Source organism: Dactylosporangium sp. NBC_01737 (genome assembly GCF_035963215.1).
In the GTDB taxonomy this organism is placed as follows: Bacteria; Actinomycetota; Actinomycetes; order Mycobacteriales; family Micromonosporaceae; genus Dactylosporangium.
This window is the reverse complement of record NZ_CP109153.1, coordinates 8,913,464-8,933,517: the sequence shown is the minus strand read 5'-3', so window position 1 is coordinate 8,933,517 and position 20,054 is coordinate 8,913,464. Positions and strand designations below refer to the sequence as shown.

Annotated in this window: 19 protein-coding genes and 1 pseudogene; 13 read left to right on the top strand and 7 right to left on the bottom strand. The window is 72.9% G+C overall.

Annotated elements, in window-relative coordinates:
- The first annotated feature begins 309 nt into the window (after positions 1 to 309).
- The 4 genes from OHA72_RS40620 to OHA72_RS40605 all read left to right on the top strand — a co-directional run bounded on the left by OHA72_RS40620 (position 310) and on the right by OHA72_RS40605 (position 4,717).
- On the top strand, positions 310 to 1,197 hold the full coding sequence (locus OHA72_RS40620) for an ABC transporter ATP-binding protein (protein ID WP_442788764.1): 888 nt from the start codon (positions 310 to 312) through the stop codon (positions 1,195 to 1,197).
- Positions 1,194 to 1,958 carry an ABC transporter permease gene (locus OHA72_RS40615; protein ID WP_327001397.1) on the top strand — a complete coding sequence of 255 codons (765 nt, stop codon included), beginning with the start codon at positions 1,194 to 1,196 and terminating at the stop codon, positions 1,956 to 1,958. Before OHA72_RS40620 ends, OHA72_RS40615 begins: the two co-directional genes overlap by 4 nt.
- 127 nt (positions 1,959 to 2,085) lie before the next feature.
- The gene (locus tag OHA72_RS40610) at positions 2,086 to 4,374 is read left to right on the top strand and encodes a HelD family protein (protein WP_327001396.1); all 2,289 of its coding nucleotides are present in this window, start codon (positions 2,086 to 2,088) and stop codon (positions 4,372 to 4,374) included.
- 10 nt (positions 4,375 to 4,384) lie between these two features.
- Positions 4,385 to 4,717 (top strand): ArsR/SmtB family transcription factor, encoded by a 333-nt coding sequence (locus OHA72_RS40605; protein ID WP_327001395.1) that lies wholly within the window; start codon positions 4,385 to 4,387, stop codon positions 4,715 to 4,717.
- Positions 4,718 to 4,765: 48 nt separating this feature from the next.
- Here the strand turns inward: OHA72_RS40605 and OHA72_RS40600 are convergent, their stop codons facing one another.
- On the bottom strand, positions 4,766 to 5,434 hold the full coding sequence (locus OHA72_RS40600) for a class I SAM-dependent methyltransferase (RefSeq protein ID WP_327001394.1): 669 nt from the start codon (positions 5,432 to 5,434) through the stop codon (positions 4,766 to 4,768).
- Between the two features lie 100 nt (positions 5,435 to 5,534).
- Here OHA72_RS40600 and OHA72_RS40595 point away from each other — a divergent pair, with 100 nt between their 5' ends.
- A complete protein-coding gene (locus tag OHA72_RS40595) occupies positions 5,535 to 6,041 on the top strand; it encodes a pyridoxamine 5'-phosphate oxidase family protein (RefSeq protein WP_327001393.1) in 507 nt (168 codons plus the stop codon).
- Positions 6,042 to 6,100: 59 nt separating this feature from the next.
- Positions 6,101 to 6,598 (top strand): annotated as a pseudogene (locus OHA72_RS65095) (DUF3885 domain-containing protein).
- 7 nt (positions 6,599 to 6,605) lie between these two features.
- Here OHA72_RS65095 and OHA72_RS40580 read toward each other — a convergent pair.
- Together OHA72_RS40580 and OHA72_RS40575 are read right to left on the bottom strand one after the other, a co-directional pair.
- Complete coding sequence (locus OHA72_RS40580; protein ID WP_327001390.1) at positions 6,606 to 6,824, bottom strand: nuclear transport factor 2 family protein; 219 nt, start codon at positions 6,822 to 6,824, stop codon at positions 6,606 to 6,608.
- Between the two features lie 363 nt (positions 6,825 to 7,187).
- Positions 7,188 to 8,003, bottom strand: coding sequence for a transglutaminase-like domain-containing protein (locus OHA72_RS40575; RefSeq protein WP_327001389.1), 816 nt, complete (start codon positions 8,001 to 8,003; stop codon positions 7,188 to 7,190).
- Positions 8,004 to 8,105: 102 nt separating this feature from the next.
- On the opposite strand from OHA72_RS40575, the gene OHA72_RS40570 reads away from it, so the two are divergent.
- From OHA72_RS40570 to OHA72_RS40550, 5 genes are all read left to right on the top strand, one after another.
- Positions 8,106 to 8,981 carry a hypothetical protein gene (locus OHA72_RS40570; RefSeq protein ID WP_327001388.1) on the top strand — a complete coding sequence of 292 codons (876 nt, stop codon included), beginning with the start codon at positions 8,106 to 8,108 and terminating at the stop codon, positions 8,979 to 8,981.
- 113 nt (positions 8,982 to 9,094) lie between these two features.
- Positions 9,095 to 9,358, top strand: a complete 264-nt coding sequence (locus OHA72_RS40565; RefSeq protein ID WP_327001387.1) for a ribbon-helix-helix domain-containing protein — start codon at positions 9,095 to 9,097, stop codon at positions 9,356 to 9,358.
- A 5-nt stretch (positions 9,359 to 9,363) separates the two neighbouring features.
- Positions 9,364 to 9,756, top strand: a complete 393-nt coding sequence (locus OHA72_RS40560) for a hypothetical protein (RefSeq protein ID WP_327001386.1) — start codon at positions 9,364 to 9,366, stop codon at positions 9,754 to 9,756.
- 94 nt (positions 9,757 to 9,850) lie between these two features.
- A complete protein-coding gene (locus OHA72_RS40555; RefSeq protein ID WP_327001385.1) occupies positions 9,851 to 10,636 on the top strand; it encodes a hypothetical protein in 786 nt (261 codons plus the stop codon).
- A 1,114-nt stretch (positions 10,637 to 11,750) separates the two neighbouring features.
- Positions 11,751 to 12,518, top strand: coding sequence for a lysophospholipid acyltransferase family protein (locus tag OHA72_RS40550; RefSeq protein WP_327001384.1), 768 nt, complete (start codon positions 11,751 to 11,753; stop codon positions 12,516 to 12,518).
- Here OHA72_RS40550 and OHA72_RS40545 read toward each other — a convergent pair.
- Positions 12,427 to 12,966 (bottom strand): GNAT family N-acetyltransferase, encoded by a 540-nt coding sequence (locus OHA72_RS40545; RefSeq protein WP_327001383.1) that lies wholly within the window; start codon positions 12,964 to 12,966, stop codon positions 12,427 to 12,429. The two genes, OHA72_RS40550 and OHA72_RS40545, sit on opposite strands and share 92 nt — an antisense overlap.
- A gap of 207 nt (positions 12,967 to 13,173) precedes the next feature.
- Here OHA72_RS40545 and OHA72_RS40540 point away from each other — a divergent pair, with 207 nt between their 5' ends.
- Positions 13,174 to 15,066, top strand: coding sequence for a putative bifunctional diguanylate cyclase/phosphodiesterase (locus OHA72_RS40540; RefSeq protein WP_327001382.1), 1,893 nt, complete (start codon positions 13,174 to 13,176; stop codon positions 15,064 to 15,066).
- Between the two features lie 11 nt (positions 15,067 to 15,077).
- Here the strand turns inward: OHA72_RS40540 and OHA72_RS40535 are convergent, their stop codons facing one another.
- The 3 genes from OHA72_RS40535 to OHA72_RS40525 form a co-directional block, all read right to left on the bottom strand.
- Complete coding sequence (locus OHA72_RS40535) at positions 15,078 to 15,629, bottom strand: helix-turn-helix transcriptional regulator (RefSeq protein WP_327001381.1); 552 nt, start codon at positions 15,627 to 15,629, stop codon at positions 15,078 to 15,080.
- A 106-nt stretch (positions 15,630 to 15,735) separates the two neighbouring features.
- The gene (locus tag OHA72_RS40530) at positions 15,736 to 16,821 is read right to left on the bottom strand and encodes a helix-turn-helix transcriptional regulator (protein WP_327001380.1); all 1,086 of its coding nucleotides are present in this window, start codon (positions 16,819 to 16,821) and stop codon (positions 15,736 to 15,738) included.
- Between the two features lie 74 nt (positions 16,822 to 16,895).
- Positions 16,896 to 18,269, bottom strand: coding sequence for a P-loop NTPase family protein (locus OHA72_RS40525; RefSeq protein WP_327001379.1), 1,374 nt, complete (start codon positions 18,267 to 18,269; stop codon positions 16,896 to 16,898).
- 268 nt (positions 18,270 to 18,537) lie between these two features.
- Here OHA72_RS40525 and OHA72_RS40520 point away from each other — a divergent pair, with 268 nt between their 5' ends.
- Complete coding sequence (locus OHA72_RS40520; RefSeq protein WP_203850416.1) at positions 18,538 to 20,049, top strand: dynamin family protein; 1,512 nt, start codon at positions 18,538 to 18,540, stop codon at positions 20,047 to 20,049.
- The last annotated feature ends 5 nt before the right edge of the window (positions 20,050 to 20,054 follow it).

The following is a 20,054-nucleotide window of genomic DNA, read 5'->3' as shown; positions in this document are numbered from 1 at the left end:
GGCCACCCGAGCGGCCGCCCCGCGACTTCGATCACGGGATGTCGGAGGTGCCGGCTTCGGGTTCGCTGCGAGCGGCCGTCCGTGCTTTGCCGAGCCCGGCACGTCTTCGACCGGACCCGGCACCCCCGACTTCCCGTGATCGAAGTCGCGTTCTGGCCGCGTGGACGGCCGCCGCGCGACTTCGATCACGGGAAGTCGCGTAGTGGAAGGGCCTCGCCCGTGAGCGGCCGGGCGCGGGGCGTGGGGCGGGTGGTCAGACGGAGCAGTGCTCGGAACATCGAGTCGCAACTTCCACTCTAACTCTATACACTGTATAGCGTGATTGTTGTTCGAGACATCCGCAAACGCTACGACGGGCGCGCCGCACTCGACGGCGTCGACCTCACCGTCGAGGCCGGGACCGTGCACGGGCTGCTGGGGCCCAACGGTGCCGGCAAGACCACCCTGGTCCGCATCCTCGCCACCCTGGTCCGCCTCGACGCGGGCACGGCCACCGTCGCCGGGCACGACGTGCGGCGCCACCCCGGGCGGGTCCGCGCCGCGATCGGGCTCGTCGGGCAGCACGCCGCCGTCGACGAGCTGCTCAGCGCCCGGCAGAACCTCGTCATGTTCGGGCGGCTCAGCCACCTCGGCCTGGCCGCCGCGCGGCGCCGCGCGGACGTGCTGCTGGAGCAGTTCGGGCTCGCCGACGTGGGGGAGAAGCCGGCCAACCAGTTCTCCGGCGGGATGCGCCGCCGCCTCGACCTCGCCGCGGGGATGATCCTCACCCCGAAGGTGCTGTTCCTGGACGAGCCGACCACCGGCCTGGACCCGCACGGCCGCGCCGAGGTGTGGACGGCCGTGCGGCGGCTCGTCGCGGGCGGCACCACAGTGCTGCTCACCACCCAGTACCTCGACGAGGCCGACCAGCTCGCCGACCGGGTCACCGTCATCGACCACGGCAGGGTCATCGCCGACGGCACGCCCGCCGACCTCAAGGGCGCCGACCGGCTTGAGGTGGTTACAAGCGCCACCGACATGGTGGCGGCCCGCTTGGCCGTGCTCGGCCCGGTCACGGTTGACGGCGACAGGGTCAGCGTCGCCGTCCACGACCGGATCGCCGCGCTCACCCTCGCCGCCGCGCTGCCCGACGTCGAGGACATCACCGTGCGCCGCCCCACCCTCGACGAGGCATTCCTGAAACTGGTGACCGCATGAACCTCAGATGGACAATGCACGACGGCTGGGTCATGACGCAGCGGGAGCTGGCGCACCTGGCCCGGCAACCCGCACAGATCGTGGTCATGCTGCTGTTCCCGGTGCTGCTGGTGCTCATGTTCGGGTTCGTCCTCGGCGGCGGCATGAGCGTCGCCGGCGGCGGCGACTACCGCGAATACCTGCTGCCCGGCATGTACGCGATGACGATGCTGTTCGGGGTCGAGTCGACGTTCGCCGCGATCGCCACCGACACCGGCCGCGGCGTCACCGACCGGTTCCGGTCCCTGCCGATGGCACCCTCGGCGCAGGTGACCGGCCGGGCCGTCGCCGACCTGCTCACCTCCGCGCTCGGGCTGCTGGTCATGCTCGGCTGCGGCCTCGCCGTCGGCTGGCGCTGGCACGACGGGCTCGCCGGCGCGCTCACCGCCGTCGGCCTGCTGCTGTGGCTGCGCTTCGCGGTGCTGTGGATCGGTATCTACCTCGGGCTGCTCAGCGGCAACCCGCAGCTGCTCGTCGCCGTGCAGATCCTGGTGTGGCCGGTCGCGTTCCTGTCCAGCGCGCTCGCCTCACCGCAGGACATGCCCGCGTGGCTCGGCACGCTGTCACACTGGAACCCGCTGTCCGCCACCGCGGACGCGACCCGCGCCCTCTTCGGCAACCCCGGCGGCGGCGCGACCTGGCCGGCGCTGCTGTGGCCGGCGGTCCTCACGGTCGTGTTCGTGCCACTGTCCATCCGGCAGTACCGAAGACTGTCGCGGTAGGCGGTAGAGTGGACCGTTCGGGCATCAAAAAAGGCGCCCTCGGGCGCCTGACTGATGGAAATGTTAGCCGACTGGAGACGGGTTGTCAAACGCATCCGAGCTCGCAATTGAGCAAGCGCATCTCACGATGCTGTACGGGCACCTCGACACGCTGCGGGAGGAAGCGGCCGGCCAACTGCAACGGGCACTGCTGCAGACCGGCGGCACGCCCGGCGACCGATCCCACCGGGACTCGGCGACCGCGCTGTACGCCGACCGCATAGCCCAGTACAGCGCCGTGGAGAACGGGCTGTGCTTCGGCCGCCTCGACTTCCACGACGACGATGAGGTCCGCTACATCGGCCGGATCGGCATCTTCGACGAAGCAAACGACTACGAGCCGCTGCTCATCGACTGGCGGGCCCCCGCCTCACGAGCGTTCTACCTGGCCACCGCCGCCGCACCGGAAGGGGTGCGGCGGCGCCGCCACATCCGCACCGAGCGGCGCACCGTCACCGGCGTCGACGACGAGGTCCTCGACCTCGCCGAGGCGCACCACACCGGGCGCGGCGCACACGACGGCGTCGCCGGCGAAGCCGCGCTGCTCTCGGCGCTGAACGCATCCCGTACCGGCCGGATGAAAGACATCGTCGAGACGATCCAGGCCGAACAGGACCACGTCATCCGCGCCGACCTCAACGGCGTCCTGGTCGTGCAGGGCGGCCCCGGCACCGGCAAGACCGCCGTCGCGCTGCACCGCGCCGCGTACCTGCTCTACACGCACCGGCAGATGCTGTCCTCCCGGGTCGTGCTCATCGTCGGACCCAACCCGACGTTCCTGCGCTACATCGGACAGGTCCTGCCGTCCCTCGCCGAGACCGGCGTCCTGCTCGGCACCATGGGTGACCTGTTCCCCGGCATCGTCGCGCACACCGACGAACCCGCCGAGATCGCCGAGGTCAAGGGCCGCGCCGCCATGGCCGACGTCCTCGCCGCCGCCGTCCAGGACCGCCAGCGCGTCCCGGACGAGGCCGTCGCGATCCACCTCGACATCCTCGACGGCGCCGCCGTCATGCTCGACCCCGAGGTCATCGCCGACGCCCGCGACCAGGCCCGCCGCTCCGGCAAACTGCACAACCTGGCCCGCCCCGCCTTCGACACCGAGATCATCCACGCGTTGTCGCTGCTGGTCGCCGACACCATCGGCATCGACCCGTACGCGGATGACCCCCTCGGCGGCGACGACGCCCCCGGCGACCCGCAGATCCTCGACGAGGCCGACCTCGCCGAGATCCGCCGCGAGCTGCGCGGCGAGGCCGAGGTCCTCGGCGCACTGGACTGGCTGTGGCCGATCCTCACCCCGCAGCAGCTCGTCGCCGGCCTGTTCGCCTCCTCCTCCAGGCTGCAGTCCGCGGGCGCCCCGCCGCAGTTGAAACGCTCCGCCCGCTCCGGGTGGACCCCCGCCGACGTGCCGCTGCTCGACGAGGCCGCGGAACTGCTCGGCGAGGACGACACCATCCGCGAGATCATCGCCGAACGGCAACGCAAACGGCAGATCGCCTACGCCGAAGGCGCCCTGGAGATCGCCTTCGGGTCCCGGTCCATCGACGTCGAGGACGAGGACGACCCCGAGCTGCTGTCCGTCACCGACCTGCTCGAGGCCGACCGGCTCGCCGAACGCCAGGACGAGGCATCCGCCCTCACCCCGGCCGAACGCGCCGCCGCCGACCGCAAGTGGGCCTTCGGCCACGTCATCGTCGACGAGGCCCAGGAACTGTCACCGATGGCCTGGCGGCTGCTCATGCGCCGCTGCCCGTCCCGCTCGATGACCGTCGTCGGCGACGTCGCCCAGACCGGCGACCTCGGCGGCGCCGCCTCCTGGGCGTCCGCGCTCGACCCGTACGTCCCCGGCCGCTGGCGGCTGCGGGAGCTCACCGTCAACTACCGCACCCCCACGGAGATCATGGCCGTCGCCGCCGGAGTCCTCGCCGGCATCGACCCCGACCTGGAGCCACCACGCTCCGTGCGGGCCTCCGGCGTCGACCCATGGATCCGCGGCGTCGCACCGTCCCGCCTGCCCGACGCGCTCGCCGAGGCCGCCGTGGCCGAGGCCGCACTGGCCGGCGACGGACGCCTCGGCGTCATCCTGCCCGCGGGTTCCTTCGCGGATCTGGTACCGGCGGTGCTCAAGGTCCTGCCCGACGCCGCCGTGGGCGACGAACCCGAACTCGCCGCGAAGGTCGTCGTCCTCACCGTCAAACAGGCCAAGGGCCTCGAGTTCGACGGCGTCATCGTCGTGGACCCCGACCGCATCGCCAACGAGTCACCCCGCGGCGCCAACGACCTCTACGTCGCCCTGACCCGCGCCACCCAGCGCCTCGGCGTCCTGCACCCCGGCACCCTCCCGGACTCGCTGCATGCCGTGGTAGGCATATAACGTTGACCGGGTGATTTTCGACGTGCTCGCCGAACCGGCGCGGCGCCGCATCCTGGACCTGCTCCTGGAAGGCCCGCAGCCGGTCGGCGAGCTCACCGCCCGCACCGGCCTGACCCAGCCCGGCACCTCCAAACACCTGCGGGTGCTGCGAGAGGCCGGGCTCGTCACCGTCCGGCAGGACGCCCAACGCCGCTGGTACGAACTCGTCCCCGAACCCCTCGCCGAACTCGACGCGTGGCTGACGCCCTACCGGCGGCTGTGGACAGCGCACCTCGACGCGCTCGAACGCGTCCTGGACGAAACAGCGGGGGACACCCCTGGAAGCTTCTCGGTGGGAGCGTGATGGGTCGGACTCCAGCACGCTCACCGAACCGGCGCCGACCCGGGATGCCTAGTCCCGTGCCGACCTGTCCGTGAGCGTAGCAACCCCCCGGATGAACCCTCCGTCGGCGGGGTCCACCTGTGCAGTCCACCCCAGTTTCCCCAGTTGACCGGCGAGCCCAGCGGCGTCATGGAAGAGTTTGACGACCTCGTGCTCGCTGCCGTCCTTCAACCTGCGCAGCACCGTCTCCCGGCCACCGGGCGCCGCCCGCTCCGTGCGCCGCTCCGCCGCGTCCGTGTCCACGAACACCACCCGACCTCCTGGCCGCACCGCCGCGGCGACCGCCGCCCAGAACGCCGCGAACCGCTGCGGCGGCACGTGCGACAACCAGAACGCGAAGAACACCGTGTCGTACCGCGCCTGCGGGCGCCACGCGAACAGGTCCTCCTGGCGGAACGTCGCCGTCAGCCCCGCCGCCTCCAACCGCCGCTGCGCGATGTCCAGCATCTCCGGCGCCCCGTCCACCGCCGTCAGCTGCGCGGCGCGCGGCGCCAGCCGCACCGTCCACTGGCCCGTGCCGCACGCCAGCTCCAGCACGTCCCCGCCGATCGGCAGCTCGTCGACCAGGTTGGTCAGGGAGCTGAACCCCCGCTCGTCGTACACCTCGTCGTACTCCGGGGCCCTCGCCCGGTAGTACGCCAACTGCCCGTCCAGCAACCCGTCCAGCCCATCTGACATATCGGACAGTCTATGCCGATACGGTGAACCCGGAAGATGTCGAGAACCTGGCCACGGCTCCGTCCCAGCGTCGACCCACCGACGCAAGGAGGCAACGACCGTGCAGCCCAACGAGATCCACGAGGTGCTCAACCGACCGCTCAGCCAGGAACTGCTGGCCCGCGACCTGACCCGCCTCGCATACGTCGCCAAGGACGGCACACCTCGCACCATCCCGATCGCCTTCACCTGGAACGGCTCGACGATCGTCATGTGCACCACGAAGAACGCCCCGAAACTTCACGCGCTGCGCGCCGCCCCAGCGGTCGCCCTGACCATCGACACCGAGGTCCACCCGCCGAAGATCCTGCTCATCCGCGGCCACGCCGAACTCGACGTCGTCGACGGCATCCCGGAGGAGTACCTGCAGATGAACGGCACCTACCAGATGACACCCGAGCAGCGCGTGCACTGGGAGGCCGAGATCCGCTCCCTCTACGACGGCATGGTCCGCATCGTCGTCACCCCGACCTGGGCGAAGCTCATCGACTTCGAAACGACACTGCCGAGCGCGGTGGAGGAACTGGTCCGGCAACGCGCCGAACGCCAGCGCGCCTCAACTCCGTGACCGCACCCGACGCGGCGCGGCGCCGCGCGTGGCCCGGCTGCCCACCCGACGCCGGCCTGATGCAGCACGGGTTCGCGTCGCGGTGGGCCCGGTTCCACACGCTGCCCGACGCCAAGCGGTACGCCACCACCGACGCCGAACACGCGGAGATCCTGCACCGGCACCGCACGCTGCTGACGGAACTCGTGGGGGAGACCGGTCGGGGCGGCGGTCCGCTGACGGTGGTCACCTGCCCGTGGTCGGCGACCGCGCGGCCGACGCCCCGCGACACCACGGTCGCCGCCACGACACCCGGCGCTGTGTACTGGCGCAGCGACGACCTCGCGACCGAACACGGCTTCCGCTTCTGACGGCACCACTACGTCGCCGGCATGAGGCTCGACGACCCGCTCCTGGACTCACTCCTGCGCTGCGGCGCGGACGACATGACGGCCGACGTCCTGCTGACCGACGCCGCCTGCACGTGGATTTGCCATCCCTACGACTGCGGCGCGGACACCTTCACCGGCAGCGCCACGGCCCGCGACCGGCACTGCGACTGGCTGCCGCCGAGGTGACCCTCGCTCAACGCACCGTCCAGCGGTAGATCTGCCCGTCCCGCACCTCGTAGAAGTCCGGCGCCGTGGGCACCGGCCCCTCCGCGAGCCGGGCCAGCACCTTCGTGCGCCCCCGCATCGCCACGCCCGGCTCGCTCCAATGCAAGTACGGATGCAGGAACGCCTTCACCAGCACCCAGTCCTGCCGCTCGACCGCACCGATCACGTCCCGAACGATCCGCTCCATCCGTTACCTTTCAGTGCGCTCCAGGGAGCACACGATCGGAGGTCCTACCTTGCGGTGGGACGGTCCCGGTCTGACCGGCGGGTGCCGTGCCGCGTTTCCGCACTCCCGCTCTGACCGAGGACGGCCTTCCCGCCAAAGACACTCAACCGCCAGCAGTTGACAACTGCGACACAGGGGGAGCGGGGGAGGCTGCCAACCGCCTCTGCTACGCCCACTTCCCTGCGACTCGGCGGGCGCCGGGTCGGCGCATGGCGCTACGCCCACCCGCGCGGCAGCACCGCCGTCCAAAACACGATGCTGCTCCGCCTCACGACGCTGTTGTGCCGGATGCGGCCCGCCTGCCCGCCTGACGCCCCCGCCGCCTCAGCGCAGCATCGCCTCCGGCACCCGCAGGTCCGCAGCCGCATACAGGTCGGTGACCTCCTGCGGGTCGTCGCCGGCGGTCACCGTGGCGACGCGGTCCATGAGCTCGTCGTAGTCGGCGCCGGTCTCGCCCTTGTACGCGGCGCCCATCCGGCCCCACTCGTCCCACGGCAGCAGCTCCACCTTGTTGAGCGCGGCGAGGTCGCGCACCGCATTGCCCTGGATTTCGGCAGGGCCGAAGTTGTCGGTGCCGGCGACGCCGAACTTCGCCGCGTCGATGCGGCCCTCCCGCCACGCGGTCCACGCCTCACCGCCGGTCAGGAACAGGCCGTCGGTGAGGTCCTCGGGGTGCGGCAGCACCGTGCCGCCGATGATCTCCGTGTCGGTGCGGACCCACCGGCCGTCGCGGTGGTGCTCGACGACCCAGTGGTCCAGGCCCAGACCGGGCTGGAAATAGGTGGCGAACCCGCATCTGGCGCGCGCCGGGATGCCACGCCAGCGCAGCAGCGCGACCGTGAGCACCGCGAAGTGCCGGCACGTGCCGACGACCCGCCGGGCGGCCTCGCGGGGCACGTGCAGCGGCGTGTCGTCCAGGCGCAGGATCGCCGCGACGATCCGGTCGGCGTGTCGCAGCTGGTTGTCCGCGAACCGTGCCTCGGGCAGGTCCAGCCCGGATGTCTCGTCGCGGTGCACGATGAGGGTGTGCGCGAGCCGGTTGATGCCGTCGGCGTCGGCGGGCACCGCCTCGAGGGCGGCGGGCGGCACGGAAGACAGATCGGTGAGCGGTCCAGGCGTGGTGTAGTCGATCCCCGTCATGCCGAGGAACCTACCGCCGGGGTACGACACTTTCCCGTCGATCTAGTTGACATAATGTGCATTATCGAACATCCAGAGGGACGCTCCGATATCCTGCCGTGCGTGCGTCATGTCGTCGCGTCGAGCTTCGACGCCAGCGCCTACCTCGGCGCCCTGCCGCAGTTCGCCGGACAGTTGCCGACCGGCGCGGCACGGTTCGCGACCGACCCGGGCCACTACGACCTCGCGGGCTCGCGGTGCGTCAAGGACCTCGCTGTCAGCGAACTGCTGCACGACGGACCGGCGGGCACCGTGCGCATCCGGTACGCCGGCAATCCGTGGAAACACGACGAGGACCTGATCGTGCAGTACACCGGCGTCACCCGCCTCGACGTCGACGCGGGTGACCCCTCCGAGGGGTCCGGCAAGGTCTACGGGCCGGGCCTGATCGGTCACATCATGCTGGACGAGATCCTGCCCGCGCCGGAAGGCTGCCGGCACGAGATCGCCGGGCACCGCGGCCGGGTCGTCGTGGTCTGCGCCGACCTGACCGCGACCTGGGTGCGGGTGCCACGCCCCGACGACCCGCCGCCCGGCTCCTGGACGCCGGTGCTGGCACTGGGTGACCGCTGGCACTGGCTCGGCCGCACGCCCGACGGCACGTGGGTGGTCGGTGTCCCCCACCGCCGCGCCGACCCCGCCGAGGACAGCCTGGACACGCTCCTGGAGGTCCTCGCCGGGTCGTGGCCCGCGACCGCGCGGCGCTGGTCGGGCCTGCCCCCGCAGGCGCCGGCGCTCCAGACGATCGTGCGTCACGCGCTGGTCTGCGGGGACTGGCGTGCCCGCTTGGCGCTCGAATGGCTCGAGCAGGGTCTTCCCATGTCCGAGGACCTGGCCGGCGCGCTCCAGGTGGTGCAGGACGATCGCCGGTACGGGCAGCGGGAACGGCACCGTGCGCGGCGGCTGTGGAAGTCGTACCGTCGAGATGCGGGTCACTGACCGTGATGGATTTCCGGATGGGTGTGCTAGATCGGCGCAGGTCGGCACGAATGTCCCCCACTTGGGTGACGGCACGCTAGGTGATCGGCGTATGCAGCCGCTACCCTGTGCGTATGCGTGAGGTGCGCAAGGAGCGGGTCACGGTGACGATGCCCGCCGATGAGGCTGCCGCGGTGCGGCGGTTCGTGGATGCGGGTGGCGCGGAGTCGGTGTCGGCGTATGTGGCCGAGGCCGTGCGTGGCCGGCTGGCCCGGGACCGGGCGTTGCTGGCGTTGAACGAGCTGTATGCGCGGCGTGGGGTGCGCATGGACCCGGAGCACCACGCGTGGGCGCGTGAGGTGCTGGGGGTGGCAGCACCCGCCGGGCCGGTGTCGTGACCGCCGTGGGCGGCCGCATCCTGGACAGTTCGGCGATTCTGGGGTTCGTGGCCGGCGCGCCGTACAGCTCGGCGATCGTGTGGCACGCGGTGGACCAGGGTGTGGTCCTTGCGGTGCCGGCGGCGGCGCTGGCCGAGGCGTGGGCGCAGACGTCGCCCAAGGACTACGACGTGCTCAAGGTGTTGCTGAGCCTGCCGGTGGTGGTTGTGGACGACCTGACCGCCGCTGACGCCGTGGACAGTGGCGCGCTGTTCTCCGGTGAGGGCGGTCCCGCTCTGGTGGCGGCCGCGCATGTGGTACGCCGTGCGCAGGCTCGTCCGGGCTGGGCGATCGTCACGGACCGCCCGGAGGTGCTGCGGACCCTCGACCCGTATGCGGAGATCGACGAGCTGCCGTGAGTGCTTGATCCTGTCGTACGGTGTGTCGCGTTCGGAAAATGTCGTACCTGACTGGTAGAACGTTTCCGACACATGTTCGATTGAGGAGGGTGCGATGGTAGCCGCGCGGACCGCGGCCGGGGGCTTGTCGACGGTGGAGCTGGAGCAGATCCGGGACACCCTCGCGGCCGGCCGGAAGCCGAAGGTCGTGTTCACGGAGGCTGCCGGCCAGATTGCCGGGCAGCTGGGGCAGGTCGTGCAGTTGACCGACCCCGAACTGTCCGAGGAGTGGGTGGTCGTCCGGTTCGGCCGGGACGAGCTGCCCTTCTCCCCCGCTGATCTGAAGATCGCACCGAAGGCGGCGCCGGCGCGTCGCACCCCGACCGTTCCAGCACCTCGTGAGGAGACCCCCGTGGCCGCGCCGTCCACCGTCGAGCCGTCCACCGACCCTGCCCCGGCCGACGTCGCCGCCGAGCCCGGCGCGGCCGCCGCACCGGTCGAGCCGTCCCCTGCCCCGGCGAAGGACGTGGCAAAGGACGTGGCAAAGGACAAGGAGCCGGTGAAGGAGTCCGCGGGGGTGCCGGCGCCGAGGGCGACACCGGCGAAGAAGGCGGCGGCGAAGCCGAAGGCGCCGGCGGGGTTGACGGTGACCCTGGCGTATGCGGACGGTGAGTGGACCGTCGCGGCCAACCAGGGGGCGAAGTCCCTTGCGAAGCCGTATGTCATCAAGGCCAGCGAGGCGTTGAAGATGGTCGGGATGCTCGACGTGCCGGGCGTGCACGAGGCGGTCGAGGAGATCGTGTCGGCCGCGCGGGCCGAGGCGGAGTCGCAGGCGGAGCGGCTGCGGGCGGAGCTGGCCGAGATCGAGGCCCGCCTGGCTGAGCTCCGCGAGGCCGAGTGACGGGACCGAGTGACGGGACCGAGTGACGGGACCGAGTGACGGGGCCTGGCAACGGACCTGGGGAACAGACCGGGAAACGAGCTGGGTAGCGAGGCACGGTAGCGCCGCTGCGGGGCAGGCCGCAGCGGGCACGGCGCGTGGGCCGGTGAGGTGAAGAAGGCCGGGTAGCGCGAGGACACGATCCGCCCTCAGGTTCGGTGACGGTGAGGGCGGATCGGTGCGGCACCCCGTCGTGCCGGGTCAGCGGCCTGTGTCCGCGGTCCGGCAGAGGGATTTGCGTGGCAGCGCAACAGCGCTACCGTTCCGGGGTCGAATTCGGACTCAACGGTGGCGGGGCATGACGGACGTGGAGCAGGGCGCGGCAGACCCCACAGCGAGTCCCGCGGTAGGCGGACCGGGCGTTCGGGTGGGGGTCTCCCCCGCCGCGCCGGCCGAGCCGACGACGGCACCGGCCGAGCAGGCCGCGGTGGCGACTGCGGCTGCGCTTGCCGAGGCGCGGCCGGCTGGGTCAGGGCTTGCCGCGTCGTCGGGGTCGCCGTTGGAGTCGCCGGCTGGGACGGCGGGCGCCGGGACTGCCGGGACGGCCGCCTCGGGTGTGCATGCCGACCCGGGAGGACCCGCTCGAGGCGCCGCGGCGGCTGCCGGTGAGCCTGCCGGACCGACCGCGATGGCCGGGCGGGCCGACGTGGCAACGTCGTCCGGGCCCGCCGCAGCGGCTGCGTCTGCGGCGGCGGCAGCCGAGCCCGCCGCAGCCGCTGAGCCGGTGGCGGTGGCGGTGGCGGTGGCGGAGCGTGGCGCAGCGGCTGAGTCTGTGTCGGTGGTGGCGGAGCGGGGCGAGGCGGCTCCCCCGGGTGCGCACGCCGACCCGGCTGCTGCGGCCAGGGTTGACGCGGTCACTGCCGGACTGGCCGCGGCGAGTGAGCGGGCCGACGTGACCACGGTGACCGGGGGCCTTGGGCCTGCCGGAACTGCCGTGGTGGCAGGGCGGGCCGACGTGACCACCGTGACCGGGGGCGTCGGGCCTGCCGGAACTGCCGTGGTGGCAGGGCGGGCCGATGCACCCACCACATCGTCGGCGGCACCCAGAGAGGCTGCACCCGCTGGGGCCGCCGGCGTGGGCGGCGGTGGGCCGTGGCGGGCGCCGGGGACGTGGCGGTTTCTGCTGGTGCTGGCCAGGGCCGTGGTGATGCCGGTGGCGCGGTTGCGGGTGACCGGGGACGTGCCGCAGGCGTTGCGGGACGGGCCGGTGATTTTCGCGGCGAATCACATCGGGCCGTTCGATCCGGTGGCGATCAGTGCGGCGTGCCGGGTGGCGCGGCTGGCGCCGCGGTTGATGGCGACGGGCGGGTTGTTCCGGGCGCCGGTGGTCGGGTCGGTGATGCGGGCCGCGGGGCACATCAGGATCAACCGGCGGCAGGCGGACGTCGGCAACGCCGTCGACGTGGTCGCGGACGCGGTCGCGGTCGGGTCGCACGTGCTGGGGTATCCGGAGGGGCGGATCACGCTGGATCCGGGGATGTGGCCGGAGCGGGGGAAGACGGGGCTGGCGCGGATCGCGTTGCGGACGGGGGCGCCGGTGGTGCCCGTGGCGCAGTGGGGTGCGCATGAGGTCGCGGCGTGGGGCGGGTTCGGGCCGACGATGCGGACGCTCGGCCGGTCGTTGCTGCACCGGCCGGTGGTCCGGGTGCATTTCGGCGCGCCGGTCGACCTGTCGGACCTGGACGTGGCGACGCCGGGGGCGGCGCAGCGGGCCACAGACCGCATCATCGACGCGATCACGGCGGATCTGGTCAGGTTGCGGGTGGAGGAGCCGAGGCTGCCGCGGTACGTCGATCCGGTCCGGCCGTTGTCGATGCAGCGCCGGCACCGGCCCGCCCGCTGAGCGCGGCGGCAGAAGCCGGTGGGCGGAGCATGAAGACGTCGACCGGGTCCTGGGTCTGCACGACGAACTCGTGCCGCTCGTAGAGGCGGAGCGCGGCGCTGCCCTGTAGCACGTTGAGCCGGACGGGAAGGCCGTCGGCGTCGCGCAGGACGGTGCGGAGCACGGCGGTGCCGATCCCCCGGCCCTGCAGGGCAGGGTCGAGGTAGAAGTGCTCCAGCCAGCGTTCGGGCCCCGCTGGGCGCAGCGCGACGCAGCCGGCGAAGGTGCCGGCGGCGAGGATGACGGTGGTGTGCCGCGGGGTGTACGAGTCGCGCAGCCGCTGCCGGACACGGTGCTCGTCGAAGCGGCCGAGGCGCTCCAGGTCCGCGCGGAGCACGACGGCCCGGAGTTCGGCGATCGGTTCGACGTCCGCGGGGGTGGCGGGTCGGGCCGTCCACTGCGCGGGCATGGCCGAAGTATCGCAGGGGCGTCGCGCCGGGGTGGGACCCGAAGGGCACCCGAACCGAACCTGGTGGACCGCTCCCCCGCGCCGGTGCCCTGCCGACGTGGACACGACAGGTCGGCGCAGGCCGGCGGTGACGCGGCGCGGAGAGGGGCATCGGGGATGAACACGTCTGCCCGCACCCGCAGACGGTGGCGGCTGGCCATCGGTGGCGTGATCGTTGTGTTGCTGTCCGTGGCGGGGCTCGGGGTCGTCGGGGTGGCCAGGACGCGGCACGCGGCGGAGACGGTGGCGCGGTCCACGGCGTTGTCGGACGCGTACGCGCGGGCGAACAAGGCGATCGCCGAGGAGGAGTCCCTGGAGCGCAAGTACCGCCTGGACCGCGGTGACGAGGTGCGGGCGCGGCACGCGATCGCGGGTGCGGCGCTGCATTCGGCGTTGTCGGACGTGGAGTCCCGTGGCGGGGCGACGGACCGGGACCTGGCGTTGCGGTTGCGGCACGTGCACGACGAGTACGGGTATGCGGTGCTGCGGGTGTTCGCGGCGGTCGACAACGGGGACCTGGTCGAGGCGGCGCGGATCAACAACAACGACGTCGACCGGATCTTCTACCAGCTCGGTGCGGAGATCCAGCGGGCGGCGGATCTGCATGCGGGGCGGGCGACCGCGGCGATCGAGGAGCTGCGGCGGGTGGAGGCGCTGGTGTTCGCGGCGCTGCTGGGTGCGGTCGGGGTCGGTGGGGTGCTGCTGATCGGGCTGGGGCTGATGGTGATGCGGTACCAGAACACGATGATGGCGCAGGCGGACCGGCATGAGCACGCGGCGCGGCACGACGCGTTGACGGGGTTGCCGAACCGGACGCTGTACACGGAGCGGCTGGAGCAGGTGCTGGCGGTGCGTGATGCGGTGGTGACGGTGATGCTGCTGGATCTGGACCGGTTCAAGGAGGTCAACGACACGCTCGGTCATCATTACGGTGATGAGCTGCTGGTGCAGGTGGCGGCGCGGTTGACGGGTGAGGTGCGGGCCGGGGACACGGTGGCGCGGTTGTCCGGTGACGAGTTCGCGGTGCTGCTGCCGGGTGCGGACGTGGACCACGCGAGGAGCCTCGCCGGGCGGTTGCAGGAGCGGTTGCATCAGAGTTTCGTGCTGCGGGACGTGACGGTGGACGTGGAGGCGAGCATCGGTATCGCGGTGCGGGACGCGGCAGCGGCCGCGAGGTCCGCGGATGAGCTGCTGCGTGCGGCGGACGTCGCGATGTATGAGGCGAAGGACACGAAGCACGGCGCCGTGGTGTACGAGCCGGCGACGACCGCTGCCCCGCCGAGCCGGCTGCTGCTGCTCGGTGATCTGCGCCGGGCGTTGTCGGAGCGGGAGGAGCTGGAGCTGTACTACCAGCCGAAGATCGCGCTGGCGACCGGAGAGCTGTGCGGGGTGGAGGCGCTGATCCGGTGGCATCATCCGACGCGGGGCATGGTCGTGCCGGGTGAGTTCGTGCCGATGGCGGAGAACACGGGGCTGATCAACCTGTTGGCGACGCATGTGCTGGCGCGGGCGGTCGCGCAGGCGGCGGCGTGGCGGGCGTCGGGTGTGGACGTGCCGGTGGCGGTGAACCTGTCGCCGCGGTGCCTGACGGACGCGACGCTGCAGGAGCGGGTCGAGGGGCTGCTGGTGCAGCATCGGCTGCCGGCGCGGCTGCTGCGGCTGGAGGTGACGGAGAGCGCCGTGATGGCGAACCCGGCGCTGGCCACGGCGACGTTGCGGGGGCTGCACCGGCTCGGGGTGCGGTTGTCGATCGACGACTACGGCACCGGGTACTCCTCGATGGCGTACCTGAAGCAGCTGCCGGTGGACGAGCTGAAGATCGACCGGTCGTTCGTGGTGAACCTGTCCGGCGCCGACGACGATGACGCGGTGCTGGTGCGCTCAGCGGTCGACCTGGGGCACAACCTGGGCATGACGGTGGTGGCGGAGGGGGTGGAGCACGCGGGGCAGGTCGAGGCGCTGCGGCGGCTCGGGTGCGACATCGCGCAGGGGTTCCATTACGCGCGGCCGGAGCCGGCGGACCGCCTGCAACGCTGGCTGCAGCCGGCTCCGGTGCACTGACGGGGCGGGGGTCAGCCGCCTTCGCGGCGGATGCGCAGGTACGCGAGGACCGCTTCGCGGGTGGTCCGCACTCCGAGGGCCTCGCGGGCCTCGGCGATGCGCCGGTTCGCGGTGCGCAGCGACAGGAACTCCGCGGCCGCGGCCGCGGCGATCGTCTCGCCGCCGGCGAGCCGTTCGAGCAGGGCCCGCTGCTCGGGGGCGAGCTGGGGGCCGCTGCCGTCGGGTTCGGGGGTGGTGCCGAGGTCCGCGTCGGGGTCGGTGGTGACGGGGCCGATGCGGGCGAGGTCGGCGAGCAGGGCCCGGCCGATGTCGCCGCCGGCGTCGCAGATCGCGACGATCCCGGCGCCGCGGGCGGCGGCGAGCAGGGCAAGTTCGGCGGTGTCGGCCTCCGCGACGCGCCCGTAGAGGGCGAGGCGGGCGTCGGAGACGTCCCATGCCTGGTCGGTGAGGGCGAACCCTTCGCGGGTGGTCCAGCCGGCCCGGGCGAGCTTGCGCAGCACGGTGGTGGCGTCGCCTCCGGACGCGACCACGTAGCGGGGTGCGTGTGCGGGGTCGCCCGCCATCAGCGGCCCTGACCGGGGGTGCAACCGGTCGGTCGGGGCAGTCCAGCGGGTGTCATCCGCCAACGATGCGGTGCGGAGGTGCAAACGCACAAGAGCACACCATTACTCATCCAAGTTCCTCGATCGCGAGCGCGGCGGCCTCGGTGCGGGTGCGGGCGCCGAGCTTGCGCATCCCGGAGCGGATGTGGGTTTCGACGGTCTCGCGGGAGATGCCGAGCTGCCCGGCGATGCGCCGGGTCGGTTCGCCGTTGGCGACCAGGCGCAGCACGTCACGTTCCCGGTCGGTGAGCTCGTCGCCGGCGCGCCGGCCGCGGGTGTCGCGGCGGATCGCGTGGCGGCGCAGCGCGCGGCGGGTCCGGCCGAGCAGCACGACGAGCCCGGCCTCCTCGGCGAGCCGCTCGGCCTCCAGCAGGGCCGGGACGGCCAGTTCGGCGTCCTCCTCGAGCATGCCCTGGGCGAGCAGACAGCGGACCTCCTCGCGGCGGGCGAGGTCGTGCCAGGCGGCGGCGGCCGCGGCGAACAGGTCGGGGGCCTTCCACGCGTCCAGGGTCGCGGCGACGGCGGCGAGGGGCCGGTCCCCGGCGTCGCCGGCGGCGAGGCCGGCACCGCCGGTGTCGCCCGCGTCGTACGCGGCCCAGCGGGCGGTGATGCGGCGCAGCCCGTCGACCAGCGGCGGTGCCGGCAGGTCGGTGGCGCGGCTGGTCGCGTGGTCGGGTTGCCCGTCCAGCCATGCCGCTTCCCGGGTCACCCAGTCCAGGACGGGCCCGGTGGAGGCGGGGCGGCCGGTGAGGGCGTCGAGGCGGGCGCGGGCCGGGGCGAGCAGCCCGCCGTCGGCCTCGGCGAGGCTGGCGGCGGCGACGGCGTAGCCGCGGGCGACGGCCGGCAGGGTCCGGTCGGTGAGGTCACCGGCGCGGCGCACGACCTCGTCGATCTCCTCGCCGCGCAGCGCGTCGCACCACAGTTGCGCGGCGATGAACCGGGTCTGCCACGAGTAGGCGAGGTCACCGGCGCACGCGGCGGCCGCGGCGGCGGCGGCGTTGGACGCCTCGGTGAGGCGGGCGTCGGCGGTGAGGGTCTCCACCAGCAGCCACGCCGACCAGCGGGCGGCCAGCACGTCACCGGCCTGCCCGGCGGCGGACGCGGCGGACGCCAGCCCGTACTCCCAGCCGGGGCGGCGGGTGCCGGCGCGCACGGCGGCGATCGCGGCCCGCAGCCCCGGGTGCGCGGGTGCGTCGCCGTGGACGCGCAGGAGTTCCTCGGCGCGGGTCAGGGCCGCGTCAGGGTCACCGGCGAGGGTGGCGAGGAGCCGGACCCGGTCGCGGGCGCCGAGGACGTCGGCCGGGGCGTCGTCGCCGACGGTGGTGACGGCCTGCGCGGCGGCGGCCGCGTTGCCCTGCTGCAGCAGCGCCTCACCGCGCAGGACCGCGCCGACGGCGCCGATCGCGGGGTCGTCGACCGCGTCGGGGTGAGGACCCGCAGGCAGGAGCCGGGCCGGCCGGCGGCGAGCGCGGCGCGGGCCGCGTCGAGGCGCACGTCGGCGGCGGCGGTGACCCCGGGCAGGTCGCAGGCCAGCAGCAGCAGCTCGGCGCGTTCACCGGTGGACGCGGCGGTGCGGGCGGCGCGGACCGCGACCTGGTACGCGTCGCCGGACGCGCCGGCGGCGGCGAGGTGCCGGGCCGCCTCCCGCGGGACCAGCCCGGCGAGGCGCCGGTGCAGCGCGACCCGTTCGGCGGGTTCGAGCAGGCCGGCGGCGACCTCGGCGGTGTACGGCGACACGGGCGCGGCGATCCCGGCGGCGTCGACCTCGACGAGCCCGGTCGCGGTGAGCTCGGTGATGCCTTCACCGAGGACGGTCGCGGTGACGGGCCGGCCGAGCAGGCCCAGCGCGGCCATCGCGGTGCGGGCGGGGCGGTTGAGGTCGGCGAGGGCCCCGGCGACGGTGTAGGCGAGGCCCTTGTCCGAGTCCAGCGGGGTGCCGCCCTGCGCGACGTGCTTGGCGAGCGCGGACACGGCCAGCGGCACGCCGCCGGCCCGGCGGACCAGGTCGGCCACGACGGCGCTGGACGCGCCGGGCGCGATCTGCCGCACGAGGGCCGCGGCGGCGTCGGCGGGCATCGCGGGCACGTTCAGCCAGGCGGTCGCGGCGGCCCGCAGGACCTGTTCGGCGTCGCCGGGCAGCCGGTGCGGCGTGCGTAACGTGACGGCTATCCGACAGTGTTCCGCGATGGCCGGCAACGCGGCGATCGTGAGCGGATCCGCCCACTGCAGGTCATCCAGGAGCAGCAGACCGTGACGGACCCGGGACCTGACGGCCTCGGCGAGCAGCGGCGCCTCGTGTGACGGCAGTCGCACCCGCACCGCCCGTGACAGCGGCAACGCGGGCACGCCACGCAGCATCGCCAGGGCACCACCGGTGAACACGGTGCCGCGGAACGTCTCTCCGAGGCGTCTGAGCACCGTCGAGCGGCCCGTGCCGGGCGCTCCCGCGACAACCACCAGACCGGGGTTACGCAGGGCTTCAACCGCCGCGGCGACCAGGTCGGCGGGTGGCCACGCGGTGGCACCCACCGTCGCCCGGCCGACCGTCCCGCTGACCGGCACAGCCGCGGCGACTGGCTCGTCAGTCGGTGCCTCAGGCACTTCTCGCCTCCATTCGTGGCACGAACATGGGATCCTGCGCGCGCAGGATATTCGTAATGTGTGTGCCGTACGTGCGTGACATGACGGTCTGATTCCACCCGGGAGCGAGTAATGAGCGAGGACCACCCCTTGGAAACCCGAGGGTACGTCGGCATTCTGGCTGAACACACCGGCCTCGCGCAGTCGGTGATCAGTCTCCCCGGGGACGTATCTGGCCGCGTACCGGGTCTCGGGCCGGGTCGCGGCAGCGCGGTCCGGGGCTGACGACGTGGCTCCAGGACCACTCAGCTCCCGGGTCGCGGACCTGTGCGCGGAGGTCGGCAACCGGCTCGGCGGCGGCGCCCAGGCCCAGGTCGTCGACGTGCGCCGACGGCTCGGCGAGCCGCTGCGGGTCGCGATCGCCGGCCGGCTCAAGTCCGGCAAGTCGACCCTCGTCAACGCGCTCATCGGCCGGCGGGTCGCCCCGACGGAGGTCGGTGAGTGCACCCGCATCGTGACCCAGTTCCGGTACGGCACCTCCGACCGGGTCGACGTCGTCAAACGCAACGGCGCCCGGGTCAGTCTCCCCCTCGACGAGGCGGGCATGATCCCGCAGCGGCTCGGCGTGGCCCGCCACGACGTCGCCTACGTCGACGTGACCCTCACCAGCGACCACCTGCGGGACCTGACCGTCGTGGACACCCCCGGCCTGTCCAGCGCGAACACGTCGGTGTCGGATCAGGCGCGCCGGTTCCTGTTCTCCGAGGCGCCGATCGACGACGACCTGGACTCCGACTCCGCCGGTGCGCTGTCCGGCGCCGAGGCGATCATCTACGTGTTCACGCAGTCGGTCCGTGAGGACGACGTGCAGGCGCTGGAGGCGTTCCGGTCCATCTCCGCGCGGCTGTCCAGCAACCCGATCAACTCCCTGGGCCTGTTCAACAAGGTCGACAAGCTCGCCGGTGGCGGGCAGGACCCGTGGCCGATCGTCGCGCCCCTGGCCGGTGACCAGTCCAAGGTGCTGCGCCGGGTCGTGTCCGATGTGGTACCGGTCGTCGGGCTGCTCGCCGAGACGACCGAGGCGGGCCGGTTGACCGCCGCGGACTGTGAGGCGCTGCGGCAGCTCGCCGCGCTCCCCCAGGGGGAACGCACCGTCCTGCTCGCCTCCGTGGACCTGTTCACGACCCGTGAGTGCGGCATCACCCGCGAGTCGCGGGAGCGGCTGCTGCGGCTGCTGGACCTGTACGGGATCTCCTTCGCGATCGCGCAGCTGGTGAACAAGCCGACCCTCGCGACCGGTGAACTGGTCCGGATGCTGTTCCAGGCGTCCGGGTTCCCGCGGCTGCGGCAGACCCTCGACCACGCGTTCCGGTGGCGGACCGACGCGATCAAGGCCGGGTGGGCGCTGTCGAGCCTGGAGAAGATCGCCAGCCACGCCGAACGCCCCCACGACCGGGAGCTGCTGCGCGACGCGATCGAACGGGTCCTGCAGCAGCCGGAGTCGCACCGGCTGCGCCTGCTCGAGGTCGCGCAGCTCGTCACGACCGGCGCCGTGGACCTGCCCGACCAGATGGAGGGCGAACTGACCCGGCTCGCACTGTCCAACGACCCCGGCTGGATCCTGAACCTGCAAGGATCCGACCGTGACCAGATGGTCCGGGCCGCGTTGGACGCCGCGACCCGGTGGCGGGCCTACGCCGTCGCCGGTGCCAGCCCGTCCCAGTCGCGGGTCGCGCTCGTCGCGCACCGCGGCTTCTACCTGCTGTCCCAACGTATCCGTGGCCAAGCCCGTGTCAACTGAAGGCA

What these genes read in the sequence shown, in the direction of transcription:
- OHA72_RS40575 (WP_327001389.1), bottom strand. Translation starts at nt 8,003, where the DNA reads ATGACGGGGATCGACTACACCACGCCTGGACCGCTCACCGATCTGTCT.
- OHA72_RS40535 (WP_327001381.1), bottom strand. Translation starts at nt 15,629, where the DNA reads ATGGCGGGCGACCCCGCACACGCACCCCGCTACGTGGTCGCGTCCGGA.
- OHA72_RS40580 (WP_327001390.1), bottom strand. Translation starts at nt 6,824, where the DNA reads ATGGAGCGGATCGTTCGGGACGTGATCGGTGCGGTCGAGCGGCAGGAC.
- OHA72_RS40545 (WP_327001383.1), bottom strand. Translation starts at nt 12,966, where the DNA reads ATGCCCGCGCAGTGGACGGCCCGACCCGCCACCCCCGCGGACGTCGAA.
- OHA72_RS40600 (WP_327001394.1), bottom strand. Translation starts at nt 5,434, where the DNA reads ATGTCAGATGGGCTGGACGGGTTGCTGGACGGGCAGTTGGCGTACTAC.
- OHA72_RS40610 (WP_327001396.1), top strand. Translation starts at nt 2,086, where the DNA reads ATGCTGTACGGGCACCTCGACACGCTGCGGGAGGAAGCGGCCGGCCAA.
- OHA72_RS40555 (WP_327001385.1), top strand. Translation starts at nt 9,851, where the DNA reads ATGGTAGCCGCGCGGACCGCGGCCGGGGGCTTGTCGACGGTGGAGCTG.
- OHA72_RS40565 (WP_327001387.1), top strand. Translation starts at nt 9,095, where the DNA reads ATGCGTGAGGTGCGCAAGGAGCGGGTCACGGTGACGATGCCCGCCGAT.
- OHA72_RS40615 (WP_327001397.1), top strand. Translation starts at nt 1,194, where the DNA reads ATGAACCTCAGATGGACAATGCACGACGGCTGGGTCATGACGCAGCGG.